The following is a 20,354-nucleotide window of genomic DNA, read 5'->3' on the forward strand; positions in this document are numbered from 1 at the left end:
ATCAAAGGCACTGTTCAATACCAAGTGGCTGCTTAACTCCATCATGCAAACCATACGAATTTGCGGATAGGCAGCATCACCAGAAGCGTTGGCGGTTTTGGCAAAAGCCTGATTGTTTTGCTCACTATCAGGTGTTCGCCACACGACACCATCGACCCCATAGAGGTTAAGCCCACACCAATGCGGATGCTCTGCTCTCTCATGCCAGGTCTTGGCACTTCGCTTAAACACATCCTGAACAACGTCAGAGCCCAGCCGCTTGCGCGCTTGCGTGACAGCACTGCGAGCAACGTAATCCACCTCTTGAGGTAAGACGATATCAAGCTTATTGATGAGAGAGCGGACGGACTCGCCTCTGAATAGAGCCATACCAATCACCGCCCAAATCATGGCATCCATAGGTAACTTACGTCGCCTTAAACTGGCCACACCATGTGAATCAAGGCACGACTGAATTAACTCAGGCTCAAGTACATCGGCCAGACAGGTGAATTCGGTAAGACGATTGATATGAGTACGCGCCAAAGCTTCTGAAAGTTGCATAAAAAAATCCGATGACATGGGGTCATCGGATTTTGATCCTTTCAGTGAGATCGTCAAGCGATCTGTCTTAACTGATCGGCATTACCCAGAGGGCGCTTTTTTTATGTCTGTACTCTAACTTTTAAGTCAGAATCGCATGTTTATGTCCGGTAAGTCGCCGCGGCCTGCAAGGTTGGTATCTGCTGCCGAGAGGTGTTTACCGCTTAAAGATCAAAGCTGTAGTAGATATCCAGAGACTGGCCCAGAGTGCCGGATACACTTTCCAGATAGAGCTGCGACAACAGATAGTAACGGACTGTCATCTCATAGCCTGGGTTGAATACACCGACACCGTATTTGATCATTAGATCTTTGCCTATATAGCCACTGATGGCGACTTTACCATCATCATTGGTATCCAACTGCACATTGGAGAAACCAAACATCTCCACCAGCCCAGCAGCTGTGTCACCCAAGGTAGAAATGGCGCCACCATCAACCTGGGAGCTCAGCGACAGCGCGGCGCCCATCATCAGTGAGTTGTTCTGTTCGTTTCCTGCACCAAAACCTTTCCCCTGAACGATATAGGAAATGATCTCCGCCTGCTCCTTGGCCGGGTTGGAGAATAGGGTCACTATTGGCTTTTTGGGGGTACCCGTAATCCGTACCCCGGCGGTAATATCTTCATCGCGGATCTCCCGAATGGCTTCGATATTGAGGTTGGGGATCTGCATAGGCCCTACAAACTGTACCGCACCTGTGGCAATTTTCAGCGTCTGACCCATGAATTTATAACTGCCGTTAACCACCTTGATATCACCAAAGAGTTGCGGCGGTTTCTGGGGCGCTTGTTGCATGCGCAAGGTACCCACCAACATCCCTTTGAGACCCATACCATCGATAGCCAGTTTATCACCGACATCTATGTTCAAATTGGCACTCAGGGCCATGGGCGATGCTTTGACTTCCTGCTCCGAAATGGAGTCACTGAACACCACATCGGATGATACGCTCACTCCGCCGGCTGGCAGTTGCACCACCTTGATGTTGCCGGAAGGTACCTTTATCTCGCCCGAGATATCGAGCGCGTCCGGGCTGAAATGCAGTTGAATATCCGGACTGATATTGACAATGGCAAGCGGCGGTTGAATAACGCCGAGTTCTTGTCCCTTGAGCTGGATATCGCCACTGAATTGACCCTGTGGCCAGCGCAACTGACCACTGAGATTGGCTTGGCCGCTGCCCATCATCCATTGGCCCTGGAGCTCGGCGGTTTGGCCGACAAAAGCCAGGTCCAGGGAGATTTGCTCCAGTTTAGTCGGGTTGGCTGTGCTAGCCAGGGCACCTTCACGCAGACTGAGCTGGCCGCTGAGTTCGGGGTTGTTAAGGCTGCAAGCCAATGTTAAGTTGGCTGCGAGTAAACCCTCAATGGTTTCGAGCTGCGGCATAAACTGACCAAGCAGTTGCAGGTTGACCTGGTCAATATTGACGTAACCACTGAGGCTTCTATCCGGAGTTACCTTGATATCCAACTGGCTTTCCCAGCGGGCTAGAGCATCGGAATTGAACAGAATATGGCTTCTCAGTGCATCATCGTCCAAGGTGGCCTTGAGTGTAAGTGCCTGATAGTCGATGCTGGCGCTGGCTTGCTGTTTGCGTTTAAGGCTTACCGTTCCGGGGGCCAGCTGGAAGTTGAGCTGGCCCTGTGGACGCGCGCCGGGTTTCCAGGCGACGGCGGCATCCATCGAGGCGTCGCCCTGCCAAGTGAAGCGCTCGGGTAACAGCTTGGCCAGCAGTTGCCCAGGTTGCCCTTGATAGTGCAACTTGGCTTCCCCCTTGTCGGTCAGGCTGACATTATCGGTCAGGCAGAGTCGGCTGGATGGATGGCTTAAACAAAAGGCGCTGAGCTCGCCTCGGCTTTGCTTGAGATCCCAGTCCAGTGACGCAGTTTGTTCAAGTTGCCAGAGTCCCAGAACGGATCCCAAGTTGAATTTGCTAAGTTCTATGTTGGCCTTTTGTTTGGTGAGATCCAGTTTACTGTGGATGGCAGTATCCAGTTGCAAATCGCCCCGGGTTTCCAGTCCCAGTTTCTGCCGCTGTTCATTGCCCTTGGCCCTGAGAGTGATGCCATCAAGATGAATTCCTGCGCCGTCAAACTCACCTGTTTTCAGCGACAAGGCAAACTCATGCAGATCCAGTGGTGCATAGAGCGCCTTGAGTTGGCTGCCACTGAGGTTGAGATCGCCAAATCTGATGCTCTTGGTCTCGGCCCTTAGCTGTACCTGTGGGTGTTTGGCATCTCCCACCACTTGGATATCGGCAGTTAACGCACCAAACACATCGGGATGCCAGAGATTGAAATCGGGCACGTCCAATGTGGCACTGAGATCCCATTGCTCTTTGGCGCTGCCGGAAAGGTCCAGGCGGGTATTGAGTGCCCGTAGCGATAATCCCTGGCTGCTGAGCTCAAGCGAATCATTTATCTCCAGATCGCCAGTCAGTTCAAAGGGCAGGCGGTCCAATAAGCCATGAAGTTGAGCCTGTTTGAGACTCACTCGCCATTTGCCGTCCTGCCAACTGCCACGAGTGGCAAGCTGGCCGCTAATATCGCTGGATGGGATCACCGGCGTATCTTCAGCCTGACTTTCATCAGATTTGCTTTCGTCAGCTTGGCTTTGTGCACTGACTGCTTCGCTGTCGCTGGTGTTATTATTTTGGGTGATTTGGCTATTTGCTTCTTTTTCTTTGGCAGTTTCCTTCGCTGTCGGCAGAGTTATCGCGCCGCTGTTGAAATGTGAAAGTTCGAGCTTTGCATCCCAGGCTATGGCTTGGGCATAATCCAGCGTCCCCAGAAGCATTACTTTACCGGCACTGCTGTCACCGCTGAACTCTTCAATCTTGAGTCTTTGGCCTCGATGTACCAGGCGGGTATTGAGGTTTAGTTCGGGGTAGAAGGGGGTACTTAGTTGTGTAACCAGGCTGGCGGTTTGTTGCTTGAGGTCGCCGCGACTTTCCAGCTCTAGTCCGTTGACACTGTACTGAGCAAGGTCAAAGGGCCAGTGCAGTTCTCCTTCTGAGATATTCAGTGAATAGGGCAGTTCCGGTTTGGTGAGGTTGACACTGGCATTGAGCGCCAGGCTCTGCTTGCCACTGAGTTTGGCCTTAAGCTGCAAGTCGCTGAAATCACCTTTGAGGGTGAGATCCAGCTGTTGCTGCTCGAGTCCCGGTAGTTCAGGTAAACGCTGTAACTCCAGTTGCGCCGTCATTGCCATGGGCCAGTGCTTATCCAGAGTCAGTTCACCTTCCAGCGACAGACTGGCATCTGTGTGTTTGGCATAAAGCTCGTTGACTCGCAGCTCGGCGTCTATGTAGCTGGCGCTGAGACGCAGCTCCTGGAAGTTGTCATCTCTACCCATAATTTGCAGACGCGAGTTCAGCAATTCGGCATGTTTTAAATAGATGGGGAAAGGCATGGCAACCTTTGGCATGTTCGCCAGCACCCATTGTTCAGTCTCGGTTTTTTGCGCCGCTTTTTGTTGCTTAGCCGCGGCGGCTGATTTGTCTTTGTCTGCCGCTTGCGCTTCTGCCGAATTTGACTCCGGGAGCAGCACGCTGAGCCCGCGGCTCTCAAGCTGGATGACTTGTAATCCACTTTCCTGCCAATTGGCTGCGGTATTCAATGCCGCAGCATCAAAGTGCATCTCATCGACCCGCACTTGAATATCCGTGAGGCTTGCTTGTTTCAGGCTGATGCCAAAGGGCAGTATCAGCTCTTCCGAGCTTGGCGTTTCTTCCTCTGCCTCTGAGGCTAAGGCCTGGGTGTCTATGTTGACCCGGGTTGTTGTTAACTCCAGGGTGTCGACACATAACTGTTTTTGCAAAAGGCAGGCCGGTTGCCAGGCAAGGGTCAAGGCATCCGCACCGACACTGATACCATCCATCTGCCAATGAAGCTGTTTGAGTTGCAGCTCCCGGTTCAGGGTGCCGGAAGCATATTCCAGCTCCAGATCCGGCACCAGAGCACTGGCAATAAATATCGCCAGATGGCTACCGGGCGCCGTGCCCAGCAAGAGTGCCAGTAGCACCAGCAAGCCGAGCGGAATGTACAAGAGGGTACGGGTAGACCACTTCAGCCACTTGAGCCAACGGGGAGACGGTTTCTTTGCCATTTGTTTGTTGCTTGAGTTGGGTTCCTGTTGCATCGGGGGTTGGCTCATAATTCTGTCCCCATGGTAAGGTGAATACGCCAGGGTCTGTCTTCGGCATCGGATTCGTGCAAGCCAAAGCCCAGATCCAGTTTGATGGGACCTATGGGGGATATCCAGTGAATACCACCACCTACAGAAACCACAGGATCAAATTGATTGACATCAAAGGCGTTACCTGCGTCGACAAAGGTGCCCACGCGCCAGCTTGGGGTCAGGTAATATTGATACTCCAGGCTCCCGACTGCCAGGTAGCGGCCACCGACAACTTCCCGAGACAGGCCGCCTTTGTCATTGGTGTAATCCAGGTGGGGGCCGAGTTCTTGGTAGCTGTAACCACGAATACTCTGATCGCCACCGGCAAAATAACGCAATGAGGGAGGAATGATTGCCAGATCGCCTTCGGCTGCCAGGTTGACCCCGAGATCGAGCCGGGAGACAAATCTGTGCTTGTCAAAGAAAGTCTCAATCCATTTGAACTTGGCCTGCATCCGGGTCAGGCGAACATCTGAACCCAGCGAAGGATCGGCATATTCAATGCTATAAAGTTGCCTGAAACCCGACTTGGGATCCAGGCTATTGTCGCCGCGGCTGGTCTTCGATAGCGTGGTGCCAAACAACAGGAATTGTGGGTCATAATCAACGCCCGACTGGGTATAGCTTTCCTGGATTGCCTCCAGCGAGTAATTGAGAAGCCAACCGTTATTGAGCCGCTTGCTGCGGCCAACTCCGAAAAGCTTCTTGGTCGATTCCAACTGACCTGTGTTGCTAAAGTCCCTATTCTCTGGCACATAGTCTTGGGTCACACCGTATTTGTCCCTCAGCAGACCGACACGGATCTTGAGCTGGTCATCCAAAGGGTGAGTCAGGGGGATGGTATAAGTCGAGAGGAATTTGGGTCTGTCTCTCGACCATTCTATGCTGGTTTCCTGAGAGTGGCCGTAACTGTTGAGCTGCGGAGTACGCCAGGTCACTCTGACTCTGGGATCCAGATTACTGTCTGTACTGGAGCCGATATCGGCACCCAGACCCAGTTCTATAGAATGATCCGGTCTTGGGCTCAGTTCGACCCGCACAGGTATGCTGTCTTCAGTCAACTTGTCAATTTGAGGTAACACTTTGATATTGGAAAAATAGCCGGTATCCAACAATTCTTGATTAAGCTGTGTGACTTTGCGGGTACTGTAGGGGGCGCCGGGTTGGAATGGCACCAAATCTTCGAGCAATTGCGGCTGCAGGCTGTGGCCCTCAAAGCTCACCTCGCCAAACTGGTAACGCTTGCCCGAGTCAAAATACAGGTTGAGTTGTGCCAGATTGAGATCGCGATTCACTCGGATCTCCGATTGCTGATAATGGCCGTCAAAATAGCCGCGAGCCAGCGCCAGCGATATTAGCTGCGATTTTATCTGTTCATAATCGTCGTGGTTGAGGGGATCGCCTGGTTTGATCTTGATCTGGCTGAGCCAGCGATTGATCCAGGGGTCGTTGAGCACTTCACCTTCGAGGCGGATATCGACCCATTGCAAACGGGTGACTTCTCCTGGGGTAATTGTAAGCTTGAGCTCCCACGGCCCTTGTTCGTTTTCCTTGATTTCCTGTTCCAGCCTGCCATGGTAATAGCCCATGGATTCCAGCGCGGCCTCGACACTGTCGCTGACATTAAACAGATAGGCACGGCGTTGCACCTTGGATTCAGGAAAGTTACCCAAGTGTGCGCGGATATTTTTCTCAAGCTCGCCCGATACCCCTTCGATGCGGAGATTAAGCAGAGGATCATCGGCGCCATTTGCCCGGGGGCTGGCCAGTATGATCGACGCAAAACTCAGGATATATGCGGGAAAGCGACTGTTTTTGGTCAAGGAAATCAGAACTTTTGTTTAGCGTTACATTATTGCTATTGTCGCCTCAGATCTCGGCTCAGGCAAGTAACAGATTGCCATCCCGACCTAAAATGGTTACAAAGACAGCAGTCGTTAATATGGAAGCAATACAATGAAAACAAAAATAAAAAATCTAAGTCTGAGCCTGGGACTCCTGCTGGGAGGTATGATGTCGGTTCAGGCTGCAGAGGTGCCGTTTGCAATTGCCATTCACGGCGGCGCCGGCACCATATCCAAGGCGGCTTTGACTGAAGAGCAGCAAAAAGCCTACCGTGACAAACTTACCGAAGCCGTCAATGCCGGTTATAAGGTGTTGGATAAGGGCGGCGCCAGCATGGAAGCGGTGCAGGCCGCCATCAGAGTGCTGGAAGACAGCCCTTTATTCAATGCCGGTATTGGCGCTGTGTATACCTTTGATGGCAGTCATGAACTGGATGCCTCCATCATGGATGGCAAGAGTATGAATGCCGGTGCCGTTGCCGGGGTTAAACATATACTTCATCCAATCGATCTTGCCAGAGCCGTGATGGACAAGTCAGAACATGTGATGCTCTCGGGAGCGGGCGCCGAGGAGTTCGCCTTGACTTTGGGAATGGAGCTGGTGCCCGGCAACCGTTTTGACAGCAAGGCGCGCTATCAACAGCTTCTCGATGCCAAGGCCAAAATCAACGCCGCCGAAGCCAATAAAGACTTTCAGGCGCGCCTGAGTCCTCTGGATCTCGATTATAAGTTCGGCACCGTCGGCGCAGTGGCATTGGACAAGCAGGGCAATCTGGCGGCAGGGACCTCGACTGGTGGCATGACAGCCAAACGTTATGGCCGTATCGGTGATTCACCTGTGATAGGTGCCGGCACTTATGCCGAGAATGGGGTCTGCGCCGTTTCGGCGACCGGTCACGGTGAGTACTTTATCCGTTTCCATGTGGCCGGTGATATCTGTGCCAGGGCCAAGTACCAGCAAAAATCGATTCTGCAGGCCGCCGATGAAGTGATCAATCAGCGGCTGATCTCTGCCGGCGGCAGTGGCGGGGTGATAGCCATAGACCAAAGAGGCAATGTGGCAACGCCGTTCAATACCGAAGGCATGTACCGTGCCTGGCGCAAGAGCAATCAAGCGGCGGAAGTGATGATCTGGCGAGATAACTAAGGAAGGTGTGAGCAAGTCCCATCTGTGCACCGCATCGGCTTACAGGCCTGGAAGCAAGGCGTGGTTCGCAGTAAATGGCCCAAGTCCTGTGCAAGAAGCATAAAATTTTGGATTGAGGCAATCGCTGTTGGCTTTAACCCCAAGGGCAAAATATTGGCTACACTGAACAATGAAGCCGTTTTGAACTTGGGGAAAGCTATGGATTCAATAAAAATACGTGATCATATGGACCGTCAGCCAGTGCTGTTGAAGGCGGATATGTCGATAGCCACTGCGGTGGAAAAACTGCTTGAGGCCAATAAGGGCGGGGCGCCCGTGGTGGATGCAGCAGGAAGCCTGGTGGGTTTTTTGTCACAGCAAGACTGCATGGCCGCCATGCTCAAGAGCAGTTATCACTGCGATCTGACCGCCGTGGTGCGCGACTGCATGCGCGCCGATGTCCTTTGGGTCAGGCCGGATGACAGCATGTTGCAGTTGGCCGAGCAGATGCTGGGGCAGAAACCGAAAATATACCCTGTGCTGGAAGATGGTAAGGTGGTGGGCACCATCAACCGTACCAATGTGCTCAAGGCCATGAACAGCTATATGCAGCAGTGTTATTTGACCCCGGCCTGACAACTGCGCTTGATTTGACTGAAATTTGGGCGTTATCAGTCAGTAAGCATACCCAAGACGGCGTATCCTTGTTAGGATCGCCGTTTTTGATCCCCAATGGACACAGGTTTTGAACGCTAAGCTGCACCCTCTCTCCCGCGAATATCTGGATCTCTGCTTTCAGGCCGATGCGGCGCGCATTCGCCGCAGCCTGTTCCGCTTGAAAAAAAGCCCCGACTCAGAAGCCAAACAGCAAAAACTCGCCGAGCTCAGTGAAGCTGCGGTGCAGGCTTATGAAAGGGCGCAGCAAAGGCTGGCAGACAGACCTGTCATCGAGTATCCGGATGAGCTGCCGGTGTCACAAAAGCGCGATGAAATCGCCTCGGCCATCATCAATCATCAGGTGGTGATAGTGGCCGGTGAGACCGGCTCGGGCAAGACCACTCAGCTGCCCAAAATCTGTCTCGACTTGGGGCTTGGCAGCCGTGGTCTGATTGGCCACACTCAGCCCAGGCGCCTGGCGGCCCGCAGCGTGGCCAGCCGGGTTGCCGATGAACTCAAGACAGAGCTGGGTCAGGCGGTGGGTTTTAAGGTTCGTTTTGCCGATGCGGTTTCCCAGGACTCCTATATCAAGCTGATGACAGACGGTATCCTGCTGGCAGAACTGGCATCGGATAAATGGCTCAGTCAGTATGATTGCCTCATCATAGACGAGGCCCATGAGCGCAGTCTCAACATCGACTTTATTCTGGGTTATCTGAAGCAAATTTTGCAAAAGCGCCCGGATCTCAAGTTGATCATCACCTCGGCCACCATAGATGTGGAGCGCTTTTCCAAGCATTTTGACAATGCGCCCGTGGTGGAAGTGTCCGGCCGCACTTATCCGGTGGAAACCCGCTATCGCCCCCTGTTGCAGGATGACGACGCCGACTTGGATCTGATGGACGGCATCTTTGCCGCCGTTGATGAGCTCTGTCGCGAAGGCCCGGGGGACATTCTGATTTTCATGAACGGCGAGCGCGAAATCCGCGATACCGCCGAGCAGCTTAGAAAGCGTAACCTGCGCGATACCGAGATCTTGCCGCTTTATGCCCGTTTGTCATACGGCGAGCAGTCCAAGGTATTCAAGTCGCATCCAGGGCGGCGTATTGTATTGGCCACCAACGTGGCCGAAACCTCGTTGACTGTGCCCGGGATCCGCTATGTTATCGACCCAGGTACTGCCAGGATAAGTCGCTACAGCTATCGCACTAAGGTGCAGCGTTTGCCGATTGAGCCCATCTCCCAGGCCAGTGCCAATCAACGCCAGGGACGTTGCGGCCGGGTTGGGCCGGGGATCTGTATTCGCCTCTATGACGAGCAGGACTTTATCAATCGGCCGGAGTTTACCGATCCTGAAATTTTGCGCACCAACCTGGCATCCGTGATCCTGCAGATGCTGGCCATAGGCCTGGGTGACATTGAGGGTTTCCCCTTCATTCAGCCACCGGATCCGCGCCATATCCGCGACGGTTTCCTGCTGCTCGAAGAGTTGCAGGCGGTGAGCAAGCACAAAGGGGCGCTGAAACTGACCCCGCTCGGGCGCGATCTGGCGAAGATCCCGGTCGATCCCCGCCTGGCCCGCATGGTGCTTGAGGCCAATAAGCTGGGCTGTCTGCATGAAGTGATGGTGATTGTCGCCGGATTATCGATTCAGGATCCCCGTGAGCGGCCCCATGAGAAGAAACAGGCCGCCGATGAGGCCCACCGCCGTTTTGCCGATAAAGATTCCGACTTTGTCGCCTGGCTCAATCTGTGGCAGTACCTCAAAGAGCAACAGAAGAGCCTGTCATCCAGTCAGTTCCGCAAGCAGGTGAAGGCCGAGTATCTGGCCTATTTGCGTATTCGCGAATGGCAGGATCTCTATGCCCAGCTGCGTCAGAGTGTGCACGACCTCAAGTGGCGCCTCAACAGTCAGGCCGCCGAATATGAGCCACTGCACCAGGCGCTGCTCTCGGGCTTGCTGAGCCATATCGGTTTCAAGGATAAAGACAACGAGTATCTGGGGGCCCGCAACCGACGTTTCTTTGTGTTTCCCGGATCGCCACTGGCCAAGAAGGGCCCCAAGTGGATTATGGCGGCCGAGCTTACCGAAACATCACGCCTGTTCGCCCGTACCTGCGCCCGCATAGATCCTGTATGGCTCGAGTCTCTGGCGGCGCATCTGGTCAAGAAGCAGCACAACGAGCCCCATTTCGAAGCCAAACAGGGCAGTGTGATCGCCCTGGAAAATCAGGTGCTCTATGGCCTCACCATAGTCAACCGCCGCCGGGTACAGTTTGGCCCGCTGGAGCCGGTTAAGGCTCGGGAAATCTTTATTCGCTCGGCTCTGGCCGAGGGTGAGCTGCGCTGCAATGAAGCCTTCTTCAAGGCTAACCAGGCGTTGCTCGAAGAGGTGGAAGATCTCGAACACAAATCGCGGCGGCGCGACATTCTGGTGGATACCGATGCCTTGTTCGCCTTCTACGATGAGCGCATTCCACAAGGGATATACAATCAGCCCAAATTCAACACCTGGTGGAAACAGGCCAGAAGAGAGACCCCTGAGCTGCTCAATTTCAGCCGCGAACTCTTGATGCAAAGGGATGACACCCATGTATCGGCATTGGACTTCCCCGACAGTTGGCAGCAGGGCAATCTCAGCCTTAAGCTGAGTTACCATTTTGAACCGGCGGCCGAGGATGACGGCGTCTCTGTGCTTATTCCGGTGGCGCTGCTCAATCAGTTGGATGAAACCGATTTTGACTGGCAGGTGCCGGGGCTCAGGGAAGAGAAGTGTGTTGCCCTGATTAAGTCCTTGCCCAAACCGCTGCGGCGCAATTTTGTGCCGGCGCCGGACTATGCCCGCGCCTGTGTGCAGGCGATGGAACCTTTTGCCCAGCCTTTGTTGCCCTCCCTGTGCAAACAGCTGCTGAGAATGAGTGGCACCCGTGTCAATCCGGAGGATTTCGATCTCAACGCCATTGCCGACCATCTGAAGATGAACTTCAAGGTGGAAGACGACAACGGCAAACTCCTGGCCCAGAGCCGGGATCTCGACAGTCTCAAGGCATCATTGCAGGGACAGGTGAACCAAGCGATACGCAAGGTTGCCGACAAGGGCATAGAGCAAAACGCCCTGACCGAATGGAGCTTTGGCGACCTGCCGAAAGAATATCAAAGCCGCAAAGGCAGCTATGAGGTGAAGGCGTTCCCCGCTTTGGTGGATGCCGGTGATACAGTTTCCATCAAATTATTTGATGACGAACAGCAGGCGCTTTCCCACCACAGACAAGGGCTGAGAAAGCTGCTGCTTATCAATATTCCATCGCCGGTGAAACATCTACAGCAGGCCTTGCCCAACAAGGCCAAACTGGCGATGTATTTCAATCCGTTCGGCCAGGTACAGATACTGATAGATGACATTATTGCCGCGGCAATTCAACAGCTTTTGGATAAGCAGCAGTTGGATGTCCGCAGCGCCGATGACTTTGCCAAAGCCAAGGAGATTGTCAGGGCCGAGCTCAATGAAACCGCAGCGGCCATCGCCCTCAAGGTGGAGCAGATTTTGACCTTGCACCAGAAGATCCGTAAGCGTCTCAAGGGTAAAATCAGCCTGGATATCGCTTTTGCCATGAGTGATATTCAAAGCCAATTGGACGCCCTGGTGTTCAAGGGATTTGTTGAAGCTTCCGGTTGGCGCCGTCTTGGGGATCTGATCCGCTATCTCAAGGCGATTGAGTTGCGCCTGGACAAGCTGCCGGTGGATCCCAACCGTGACCGTTTGCACCTGCACAGCATTCACAACGCCGAAAAAGAGTTCAAGGCCGCGCTTGCCAAGGTGCCACGCAGCCAGGCGGTACCGGAGGCGCTGGCCGAGGTGCGCTGGATGCTGGAAGAGTACAGGGTCAGCTGTTTTGCCCAGAGTCTGGGCACTGCTTATCCGATATCGGAAAAGCGCATCCTTAACCAGTTGCAGCAGTTTTAACTGGACAGCTGCAGCTGGCTCCTAAAGTGGACGCGATAAAAACCAGGCGGGCCCAGAGCACAGCCAGAACACATACAGTGCCTGCAGGTGCCCGCCTGGTACGCGGCCATTTTTCTCACGGTGGCTATTGTCGAACGCCACTTATTCCCCAATCAAAATTACATGTTTTGATTAAGGCTTGGCTCTTATTCCGGCTGTTGTTCACTTTGCCGCTCAATAGCCGAAGTTTGCAGCCTTGGACCAATGTTTTTTCACTTCGGTCTCGATAAAGGTTTGCTTCTCCTCGGTCAGTTTCTCCAGCTCTACGCCTATGGCTGCCTGCGCCTTGGCCTTGGTGCTGTAGTCCGGATAATCGACTCGGGTGATGCCAAGATCGGCATTCAGCTTGCGCAATATCTCTCTGGCAGCGCGGATCTGCTCTAAGCCCTTGTCCAGCAAGGCTTCACCCTCTTTGGCGTTGTGAGCGTGAATACCGTGGGATGACATGGCAAAGTCCCAGCGCCACTGTGCATGGCGTATCCCAATAATGGCGTCTCCTATCTGTTGCCACTGGGTACCGGCCTTCCAGGCGGCGCCGGCTTCATAGTGGGCCTTGATAAGTAATTCCTGTAACAGCTGCGCCTTGGTCTCCAGTAGCGCTTTATTGTCGGCAATCAGCTGGGTAATTTGCTGTTGGCTCTGGTGACAACTGCTGCAATTGGCCGCTTCAAAGTCCGGCAGATGGTTGGTTATCTTGTGGTTGGTGAAAGATTTGCCGTCGGCGCTGGTTTCCTGGGTCATATGACAGGTGACACAACTGATACCAGCCTTGGCGTGGGCGCTGCGATTCCAGTGCTCAAACTCGGGATGGCGCGCTTTCACCAGCGGCGTTCTCGATACCGGGTGCACCCACTCGAAAAACTGCCGGGCATCATAATACTTTTCTATTTCATCGGCGCTGTTGCCGAAGATCCAGGGGATATTGACCTTGTCCTGACGCTCAGGCTGGAAGTAGTAAGTGACATGGCACTGGCCGCAAATCTGTGATTGCTGCATCGAATGATTTTGTTCACCAAAGGGTTTGTGCACTTTGGCCATGGCGTCCTGGGCATGAGGTCTTGGCAGTGTCAGTTCAGCTGAGCCTTGGGTATGGCAATCGGAGCAGTACACAGGGTTCTGGATTTCCGGACCCAGCTCGGCAAAGTTCTTGGCCGAGAAGCCTTCGACGCCCAGCTCTTTCATCAGCCTGGGTGCATCCGGTGTCTTGCAGGTCCAACAGCTGGCCGACAGTCCTTTTTCACCAGCCTTGGGGCTAACACCACTGCGTAGGCTGTGGCTGACATCGGCGACGGCAAAGTGATGCCCTCTGGGGCTATGGTACTCCTTGGCATAAGCCGAGCCTGCCCAGAGGATGATGCTGGCGGGGTTTTTCTCAAGCATATCTTCCCGCTGTTGCTCCTCTGAGGTTTGGGCCCAGGTCTGATATTGCAGGCTTGATGTTTTGTCTGCTGCGACAACGGAAAATGACAGACTCAGACCTAGCACAATGGGTAGTGTAGTAGGGTGGGTAAAGGGGTTCACTAAAGGCTCTCCTAGATTGGGACGACGCACAAACAGGCGTTTGAAGTTTGGTCCCTGAAAACAAAAAAAGACACAAATAAAATGCATGATAATGCTAAGGAGCTCTGTTAGTCGTTGCAACCGCAAGATATTGTTTTTACTGAATTCTGTGACCTGAAACAGGATTCAGTTTCTCCTTTTATAGCCGTTTTATCGCTTTAAAGCCCGCCCTGTCTGGGCTCTACTCCCTAAGAGATATTTTGCTTATTTCGTTGTTTTTTTGACCGTTCTTTATTGGCGAAATGGCCACTTCTTTGCTGTATTTCATGTAAGCCTGAATAGCTAAAAGCGGAAAATGTCGAAATTACAATCGATTGAGACGGTTGAAATGGGTGATATCCGTCTTTTGGCGGCTATTTTTATGATCCAGATCAACGGCATCAGGTGTTTACCAACTTGGGGGTATACAGTTTGTTAACACTTTGGCTTTATGATCAAAACCGAAAACAAGTTGCATTTAAAAGGCGGCTTTAATCTGCCGGGCTTGGCGGCCGTTGCCCTGAAACAGCACAGCAGCAAGCCATCTTCATAGCGCCTAGGGAGGAGCCATGAGTGAGACACCGAATACTGATGAAAAACGTCTGGAGCTGAAGATATTTATCTTCCTGACGGTTTTTTTGGCGCCGCTATTGTCGGTTTTGCTGGTTAGCGGTCTGGGCTTTGCCATCTGGTTCAGCCAAATCTTAACCGGCCCACCGGGAGCCGGTTAACGCCAGCATAACGAGAGTCCTTAAAACAGGGGAACGAGATGAGTAGGGAATTGCATGTCAGCAGCCTGATCCTTCAGGTGATGCCATCCAAGATGGCCGGCGTTCGTCAGCAAATTCTGTCGTTCGGCAATGCCGAGCTATCGGTTAACGATGAAAGCAAGCTGGTTGTGGTGCTGGAAGGCCCGACCGAACAGGCGATCCTCGCCACCATGGACAAGATCAATGCCCTCAAGGGCGTGATCTCCACCGCTATGGTGTATCACCAGTGTGAACAGCTCGAAGAGGAAGAGCAATGAAAATGAACAGACGCGAATTCATGAAGGCCAATGCCGCCATGGCGGCAGCCGGGGTCGCCGGATTGGCTTTACCTGCCACAGCCAGCAACCTGATCACCAGTTCAGAGCACACCCAGTTAAATTGGAACAAGGCGCCGTGCCGCTTTTGCGGTACAGGCTGCTCTGTGATGGTGGCCACCCGCGAAGGCCGGGTTGTGGCGACCCATGGCGATGCCAACAGTGAGGTCAACCGCGGCCTCAACTGCATTAAAGGCTACTTCCTGTCGAAGATCATGTATGGCCATGACCGGCTGCAGACTCCCATGCTGCGGATGACAGACGGCAAATACGACAAGCACGGTGAATTTACCCCTATCAGTTGGGATCAGGCCTTTGACATCATGGCCGAGAAGTGGAAGCACACCATCAAGACCAAAGGGCCGACGGCGGTGGGCATGTTTGGTTCAGGTCAGTGGACGGTTTGGGAAGGTTATGCCGCTTCCAAGCTGATGAAGGCGGGTTTCGGCTCCAACAATATCGATCCCAACGCCCGTCATTGTATGGCTTCAGCCGTGGGCGGCTTTATGCGTACCTTTGGCATGGACGAGCCTATGGGTTGCTACAACGATATTGAAGCTGCCGATGCTTTTGTTCTTTGGGGCTCCAACATGGCCGAGATGCACCCAATCCTCTGGAGCCGGGTCACAGACAGACGCCTCAGCGCGCCCCATGTAAAAGTCTCTGTGATGTCTACCTTCGAGCACAGAAGCTTTGATTTGGCCGACTTGCCGATTGTCTTCACGCCGCAAACCGATCTGGCCATTCTCAACTATGTCGCCAACTACATCATCAGCAATGACAAGGTTAATTGGGACTTCGTCAACAAGCATGTGAACTTCCGCAGAGGCACAACCGATATCGGCTATGGCCTGCGGCCCTCACATCCGTTGCAGCAAAAAGCCAAGAACGTGGCCACCGCCGGTGAATCGACCCCGATGGACTTTGAGCAGTTCAAGGCCTTTGTCGCCGATTACAGCCTGGAAAAGGTCAGCAAGCTCTCGGGCGTACCCGAGCATAAATTGCTGGAGCTGGCGAAACTCTACGCCGATCCCGAGGTGAAGGTGACCTCCTTCTGGACCATGGGCTTTAACCAGCATACTCGCGGGGTTTGGTGTAACAACCTCATCTACAATATCCATTTGCTGACCGGCAAAATAGCTACCCCGGGCAACAGTCCGTTTTCACTCACAGGTCAACCTTCAGCCTGCGGTACTGCGCGGGAAGTGGGCACCTTCTCCCATCGCTTGCCGGCGGATCTGGTGGTGAATAATCCAGAGCACCGCAAGATTGCCGAGACCATCTGGAAAATCCCTTCCGGGATCATTCCGCCCAAGCCAGGCTACCATGCGGTAGAGCAGAACCGGCGATTGAAAGATGGCGATCTCAACTGCTACTGGGTGCAGGTAAACAACAATATGCAGGCCGGCCCCAATATCAACGAAGAGGGCTTGCCCGGATACCGTAACCCGGAAAACTTTATTGTGGTGTCCGATGCTTACCCAACGGTTACCACCCAGGCCGCGGATCTCATTCTTCCCACCGCCATGTGGGTGGAGAAAGAGGGCGCTTATGGTAACGCCGAGCGCCGCACCCAGTTCTGGCACCAGTTGGTGACAGCGCCCGGACAGTCGCGCTCGGATCTCTGGCAGTTGCTGGAGTTCTCCAAGCGCTTTACCACAGACGAAGTCTGGTCCGAGGCTGTATTGGCGGCCAATCCCGAATACAAGGGCAAGACCTTGTATGAAGTGCTGTATCAGAACGGCAATGTTGACAAGTTCCCTCTCAGTGAAAGCGATAACAAGTATCTGAACGACGAAGCCAAGCACTTTGGTTTCTATGTGCAAAAAGGGCTTTTTGAAGAATATGCCACCTTTGGCCGTGGTCACGGTCATGACTTGGCTCCCTTTGAAATGTACCACCAGGCTCATGGTTTGCGCTGGCCTGTGGTTGACGGCAAAGAAACCCTCTGGCGCTACCGTGAGGGCTCGGATCCTTACGTTAAACCCGGCAAAGGCTTTGAGTTTTACGGCAAAAAAGACGGCAAGGCGGTTATCTTCGCGCTGCCATACGAGCCGGCGGCAGAATCCCCAGATGCCGAATATGATCTTTGGCTCTCCACCGGGCGGGTGCTGGAGCATTGGCACTCAGGCTCCATGACCCAGAGGGTACCCGAGCTCTATCGCGCCTTCCCGGATGCCGTGTGCTTTATGCACCCGGATGATGCCAAGAAACGCGGACTGCGCCGAGGTGATGAGGTCAAGGTGGTGTCCCGCCGCGGCGAGATACTGACCCGGGTGGAAACCCGCGGCCGCAACAAGCCGCCGGTGGGTTTGGTGTTTGTGCCCTGGTTCGACGCCAGTCAGTTGATCAACAAGGTGACTCTGGATGCCACGGATCCGCTGTCCAAGCAGACCGATTTCAAGAAGTGTGCCGTGAAAGTGATGAAGGCCTGAGGAGGATAAGAAGATGAAATCGAATCATACCCTGTTGGCCTTTGCTGCACTGATGACCGCGCTATCCGTCAATGCCAATGCTGCCGGTGTTCCCGAGGACAAGGTGGCGACTTTGCGTCAGGCGCCGCTCAATAGCCAACCGACGCCACCTGTGATGCAGAAGGTGAGAAATACGGATATCAAACAGACCCGTAACTACCCGATGCAGCCGCCGGTCATACCTCACAAGATAGACGGCTACCAGCTGGATCTTAAGGTCAACAAGTGCATGTCCTGTCATGCCCGCAGTCGCACCGGCGAATCGCAGGCGCCTATGGTGAGCGTGACTCACTATATGGACAGAGACAACAACTTCCTGGCCGAGCTGTCACCCAGACGATATTTCTGTACCCAGTGCCATGTGCCGCAACTGGACGCCAGATTGATGGTGGAGAATGACTTTGTCGATATGGATCACTTGCTCAAGTCCGGGGCTGAGAACCCATCCAGCCATTAGGAGTCGCTATGTTTGAGAAACTGAAACAGATATGGCGGGTGCTGAACCGGCCCAGTGTTCACTTCAGTCTGGGTTTTCTGACCCTGGGTGGCTTTGTCGCCGGGATCATCTTCTGGGGTGGTTTCAACACTGCCCTGGAAGCCACCAACCAGGAGGCTTTTTGTATCGGTTGCCACGAGATGGAAAACAACGTCTATCAGGAGCTGAAGACCACCATACATTTCACGAACCGCAGCGGGGTGCGGGCGACCTGTCCGGACTGTCATGTTCCCCATAATTGGACCGACAAAATAGCCCGTAAGATGCAGGCTTCCAAGGAGGTGTGGGGCAAGGTGTTCGGCACCATCAATACCCGGGAGAAGTTCGAGTCCAAGCGGCGTGAACTGGCCGAGCATGAGTGGGCCAGACTCAAGGCCAACGACTCGCTGGAGTGTCGAAACTGCCATAACTTCCAGTATATGGATTTCACCCGTCAGTCACAGCGAGCGGCCAATATGCACTCCACCTCGCTGGCAAGCGGTGAGAAGACCTGTATCGACTGCCACAAGGGGATAGCCCATCACCTGCCGGATATGCAGGGAGTGGAAGGCTTCTAAGCCCAAAGCTTTGGGCATAGCCTGTTGCTTCATGAAAAAGCGCGCCGAACTTTCCGGCGCGCTTTTTTATCTGTTAAATCACCAGTAAAAATCCACGATTAAGCAACGCCTTATTGGCAGTTTTCCTGTTGCCGACTCAGGAGTTTAAGCTCCACTTGATTGCCGTCGGGATCGTAAATATAGATAGAGCGGCTGTATCCCCGGGCGCCATATTTTTCCGAAAAGCCTTCATGGTGCACGCCGTGTTGCTCCAGGTGTTGCAGCACTGAGGCTTCATCCTTGGCGGCAATATTAAGGCAGAAGTGCGCCATATTGAGGCCTAAAGGTTGATCGCTTCTTGGCACCAGATCGATAAGGGCACCGCCGAATCTCAGTTGCAGCAGGCTAGGGGAGTCGAGCCGCCGCTCGAAACGAGCCCCCAGCACTTGGGTATAGAATGCTTGGCTGGTTTCCAGACTGCTGCAGATCAACACCAGATGATCTATATCTATCGCACTGAACATAAGTTCTCCTGCATGCCGTCACACCTATTTTCAGCTTAGCAGGATAAAAAACACCCGCGCGAGTGGCGGGTGTGGTTTTGCTTCAGTCCGGTTGGTGCTTCAGTCCGGTTGGTGCTTCGGTCCGGTTGGAGCTTGGCTCAGGACGGGTGCTTTACTTGAGCGGTTCGCTCAGCTGGCGTCTTATGTTACTCACCAGCCACTCGCTGACATCATGGCCATTGTTGCTGAGCATCTTGGGGAACATGGAGATGGGTGTCATGCCCGGGAAGGTATTGATCTCATTGAGCAGTATCTCGCCTTCATCGGTAAGGAAGAAGTCGATACGCGACAGGTGGGACAGCTTCATGCCCTTAAAGGCGCGAATGGCATAATCGCGTATGGTATCGATTTGCGCTTGGCTCAATTCGGCCTCGACCTTGGTCACCGCCTTGCTCTTGGCATCATACTTCTCATCGAAGCTGTAGAAGGTGTTGTTGGCACAGATGATTTCACCCGGCACTGTGGCAATCACTTCACCCTGGTATTCATATACGGCCACTTCCAGCTCCCTGGCTTTGATGGTCTTTTCCACCACCACGTAGGGGGAGTAACTAAAGGCCTGCTCCAGCACCGAGGGGATATCATCGCCGTTGTCCACCCGGTAGCAGCCGACGGATGACCCCTGGGATGCTGCCTTGATAAACAGTGAGCCCCATTCATTCAAGGCTTCACGGCAGCGGCTGTTGGCCGCTTCACCGGCTTCACTGAGAAACAGATAAGGGGTATTGGGGATCCCGAGCGCACTGAACCACATCTTGGCCGTGACCTTGTTGAAGCAGTTGCTGCTGGGTTCAGAGCCGCAGCCGAAATAGGGCAGGTTGATCAGATTGAAATAGGACTGAATATCGCCGGTCTCGCCCGGATAGCCGTGAATACAGGGGATCACATAGTCCACCGGCCAGCTGGGCTCGGCCTCATCGAAGCGCACTTCACGGCGATTGGTCAGCTCGCAAACCTGGCCCTGCTTGGTGTGGTAGTGGCCGGCGGCGTCCAGCTCCAACCTGAGCACTTCCATGTCGGGAATATTTGCCAGGCAGCTTTCGATATAGTCAGCCGACATCAAAGAGATACTGTGCTCGGCGGCCCCGCCGCCACAGAGTAACAAGATATGGGTTTTGCTCATGAATTCTCCTGACTGAGCGGCCTGATAAATAACCTTGGCCGATATTATGCCTGCTTAGACAGGCCTTGAGTATAACGGCAGCTGACGCAGGCTCTCATCTGGTTATTTTGCCGCCAGAGTGAAACGGGCCGTAAATCATTGGGCCC

Annotated in this window: 14 protein-coding genes; 8 read left to right on the forward strand and 6 right to left on the reverse strand. The window is 53.7% G+C overall.

Features of this window, described 5'->3' with window-relative positions; genetic code table 11:
- From CX650_RS15820 to CX650_RS15830, 3 genes are all read right to left on the reverse strand, one after another.
- Positions 1-561: IS4 family transposase (locus CX650_RS15820; RefSeq protein ID WP_208622117.1), on the reverse strand; the 561-nt coding region annotated here is incomplete at its 3' end.
- 185 nt (positions 562-746) lie between these two features.
- Positions 747-4,691 (reverse strand): translocation/assembly module TamB domain-containing protein, encoded by a 3,945-nt coding sequence (locus tag CX650_RS15825; RefSeq protein WP_157823060.1) that lies wholly within the window; start codon positions 4,689-4,691, stop codon positions 747-749.
- Between the two features lie 44 nt (positions 4,692-4,735).
- Positions 4,736-6,592 (reverse strand): autotransporter assembly complex protein TamA, encoded by a 1,857-nt coding sequence (locus CX650_RS15830; RefSeq protein WP_101096375.1) that lies wholly within the window; start codon positions 6,590-6,592, stop codon positions 4,736-4,738.
- 127 nt (positions 6,593-6,719) lie between these two features.
- On the opposite strand from CX650_RS15830, the gene CX650_RS15835 reads away from it, so the two are divergent.
- From CX650_RS15835 to hrpA, 3 genes are all read left to right on the forward strand, one after another.
- Positions 6,720-7,754, forward strand: coding sequence for an isoaspartyl peptidase/L-asparaginase family protein (locus CX650_RS15835; RefSeq protein WP_071476073.1), 1,035 nt, complete (start codon positions 6,720-6,722; stop codon positions 7,752-7,754).
- 198 nt (positions 7,755-7,952) lie between these two features.
- The gene (locus CX650_RS15840) at positions 7,953-8,369 is read left to right on the forward strand and encodes a CBS domain-containing protein (protein ID WP_039033326.1); all 417 of its coding nucleotides are present in this window, start codon (positions 7,953-7,955) and stop codon (positions 8,367-8,369) included.
- A 109-nt stretch (positions 8,370-8,478) separates the two neighbouring features.
- Positions 8,479-12,354: an ATP-dependent RNA helicase HrpA gene (gene hrpA, locus CX650_RS15845; RefSeq protein ID WP_101096376.1), complete on the forward strand. Its 3,876-nt coding sequence runs from the start codon at positions 8,479-8,481 to the stop codon at positions 12,352-12,354.
- 213 nt (positions 12,355-12,567) lie between these two features.
- On the opposite strand, the gene CX650_RS15850 is transcribed toward hrpA, so the two are convergent.
- On the reverse strand, positions 12,568-13,881 hold the full coding sequence (locus CX650_RS15850; RefSeq protein WP_229799941.1) for an ammonia-forming cytochrome c nitrite reductase subunit c552: 1,314 nt from the start codon (positions 13,879-13,881) through the stop codon (positions 12,568-12,570).
- Positions 13,882-14,501: 620 nt separating this feature from the next.
- Between CX650_RS15850 and CX650_RS15855 the strand changes: the two genes are divergently transcribed.
- The 5 genes from CX650_RS15855 to CX650_RS15875 are packed head-to-tail and all read left to right on the forward strand — an operon-like array spanning position 14,502 to position 18,543.
- Positions 14,502-14,663, forward strand: a complete 162-nt coding sequence (locus tag CX650_RS15855; protein WP_039033272.1) for a nitrate reductase — start codon at positions 14,502-14,504, stop codon at positions 14,661-14,663.
- A 38-nt stretch (positions 14,664-14,701) separates the two neighbouring features.
- The gene (locus tag CX650_RS15860; RefSeq protein ID WP_101096378.1) at positions 14,702-14,959 is read left to right on the forward strand and encodes a chaperone NapD; all 258 of its coding nucleotides are present in this window, start codon (positions 14,702-14,704) and stop codon (positions 14,957-14,959) included.
- A gap of 2 nt (positions 14,960-14,961) precedes the next feature.
- Positions 14,962-17,451, forward strand: coding sequence for a nitrate reductase catalytic subunit NapA (gene napA / locus CX650_RS15865; RefSeq protein ID WP_101096532.1), 2,490 nt, complete (start codon positions 14,962-14,964; stop codon positions 17,449-17,451).
- 13 nt (positions 17,452-17,464) lie between these two features.
- The gene (locus CX650_RS15870) at positions 17,465-17,947 is read left to right on the forward strand and encodes a nitrate reductase cytochrome c-type subunit (protein ID WP_101096379.1); all 483 of its coding nucleotides are present in this window, start codon (positions 17,465-17,467) and stop codon (positions 17,945-17,947) included.
- Positions 17,948-17,955: 8 nt separating this feature from the next.
- Positions 17,956-18,543, forward strand: a complete 588-nt coding sequence (locus tag CX650_RS15875) for a cytochrome c3 family protein (protein WP_025009645.1) — start codon at positions 17,956-17,958, stop codon at positions 18,541-18,543.
- A gap of 110 nt (positions 18,544-18,653) precedes the next feature.
- On the opposite strand, the gene CX650_RS15880 is transcribed toward CX650_RS15875, so the two are convergent.
- Entirely contained in the window at positions 18,654-19,046 is a 393-nt protein-coding gene (locus CX650_RS15880) for a VOC family protein (protein ID WP_101096380.1), read from the reverse strand.
- A gap of 151 nt (positions 19,047-19,197) precedes the next feature.
- Positions 19,198-20,208 carry a D-alanine--D-alanine ligase gene (locus CX650_RS15885; protein ID WP_101096381.1) on the reverse strand — a complete coding sequence of 337 codons (1,011 nt, stop codon included), beginning with the start codon at positions 20,206-20,208 and terminating at the stop codon, positions 19,198-19,200.
- Positions 20,209-20,354 lie beyond the last annotated feature (146 nt).

Source organism: Shewanella indica (assembly GCF_002836975.1).
Classification (GTDB): domain Bacteria; phylum Pseudomonadota; class Gammaproteobacteria; order Enterobacterales; family Shewanellaceae; genus Shewanella; species Shewanella indica.

Excerpts from the sequence above, each read along its gene's own strand:
- CX650_RS15825 (WP_157823060.1), bottom strand. The coding sequence starts at position 4,691 with ATGGCAAAGAAACCGTCTCCCCGTTGGCTCAAGTGGCTGAAGTGGTCT.
- CX650_RS15835 (WP_071476073.1), top strand. The coding sequence starts at position 6,720 with ATGAAAACAAAAATAAAAAATCTAAGTCTGAGCCTGGGACTCCTGCTG.
- CX650_RS15840 (WP_039033326.1), top strand. The coding sequence starts at position 7,953 with ATGGATTCAATAAAAATACGTGATCATATGGACCGTCAGCCAGTGCTG.
- CX650_RS15855 (WP_039033272.1), top strand. The coding sequence starts at position 14,502 with ATGAGTGAGACACCGAATACTGATGAAAAACGTCTGGAGCTGAAGATA.
- CX650_RS15860 (WP_101096378.1), top strand. The coding sequence starts at position 14,702 with ATGAGTAGGGAATTGCATGTCAGCAGCCTGATCCTTCAGGTGATGCCA.
- napA (WP_101096532.1), top strand. The coding sequence starts at position 14,962 with ATGAACAGACGCGAATTCATGAAGGCCAATGCCGCCATGGCGGCAGCC.
- CX650_RS15870 (WP_101096379.1), top strand. The coding sequence starts at position 17,465 with ATGAAATCGAATCATACCCTGTTGGCCTTTGCTGCACTGATGACCGCG.
- CX650_RS15875 (WP_025009645.1), top strand. The coding sequence starts at position 17,956 with ATGTTTGAGAAACTGAAACAGATATGGCGGGTGCTGAACCGGCCCAGT.
- CX650_RS15880 (WP_101096380.1), bottom strand. The coding sequence starts at position 19,046 with ATGTTCAGTGCGATAGATATAGATCATCTGGTGTTGATCTGCAGCAGT.
- CX650_RS15885 (WP_101096381.1), bottom strand. The coding sequence starts at position 20,208 with ATGAGCAAAACCCATATCTTGTTACTCTGTGGCGGCGGGGCCGCCGAG.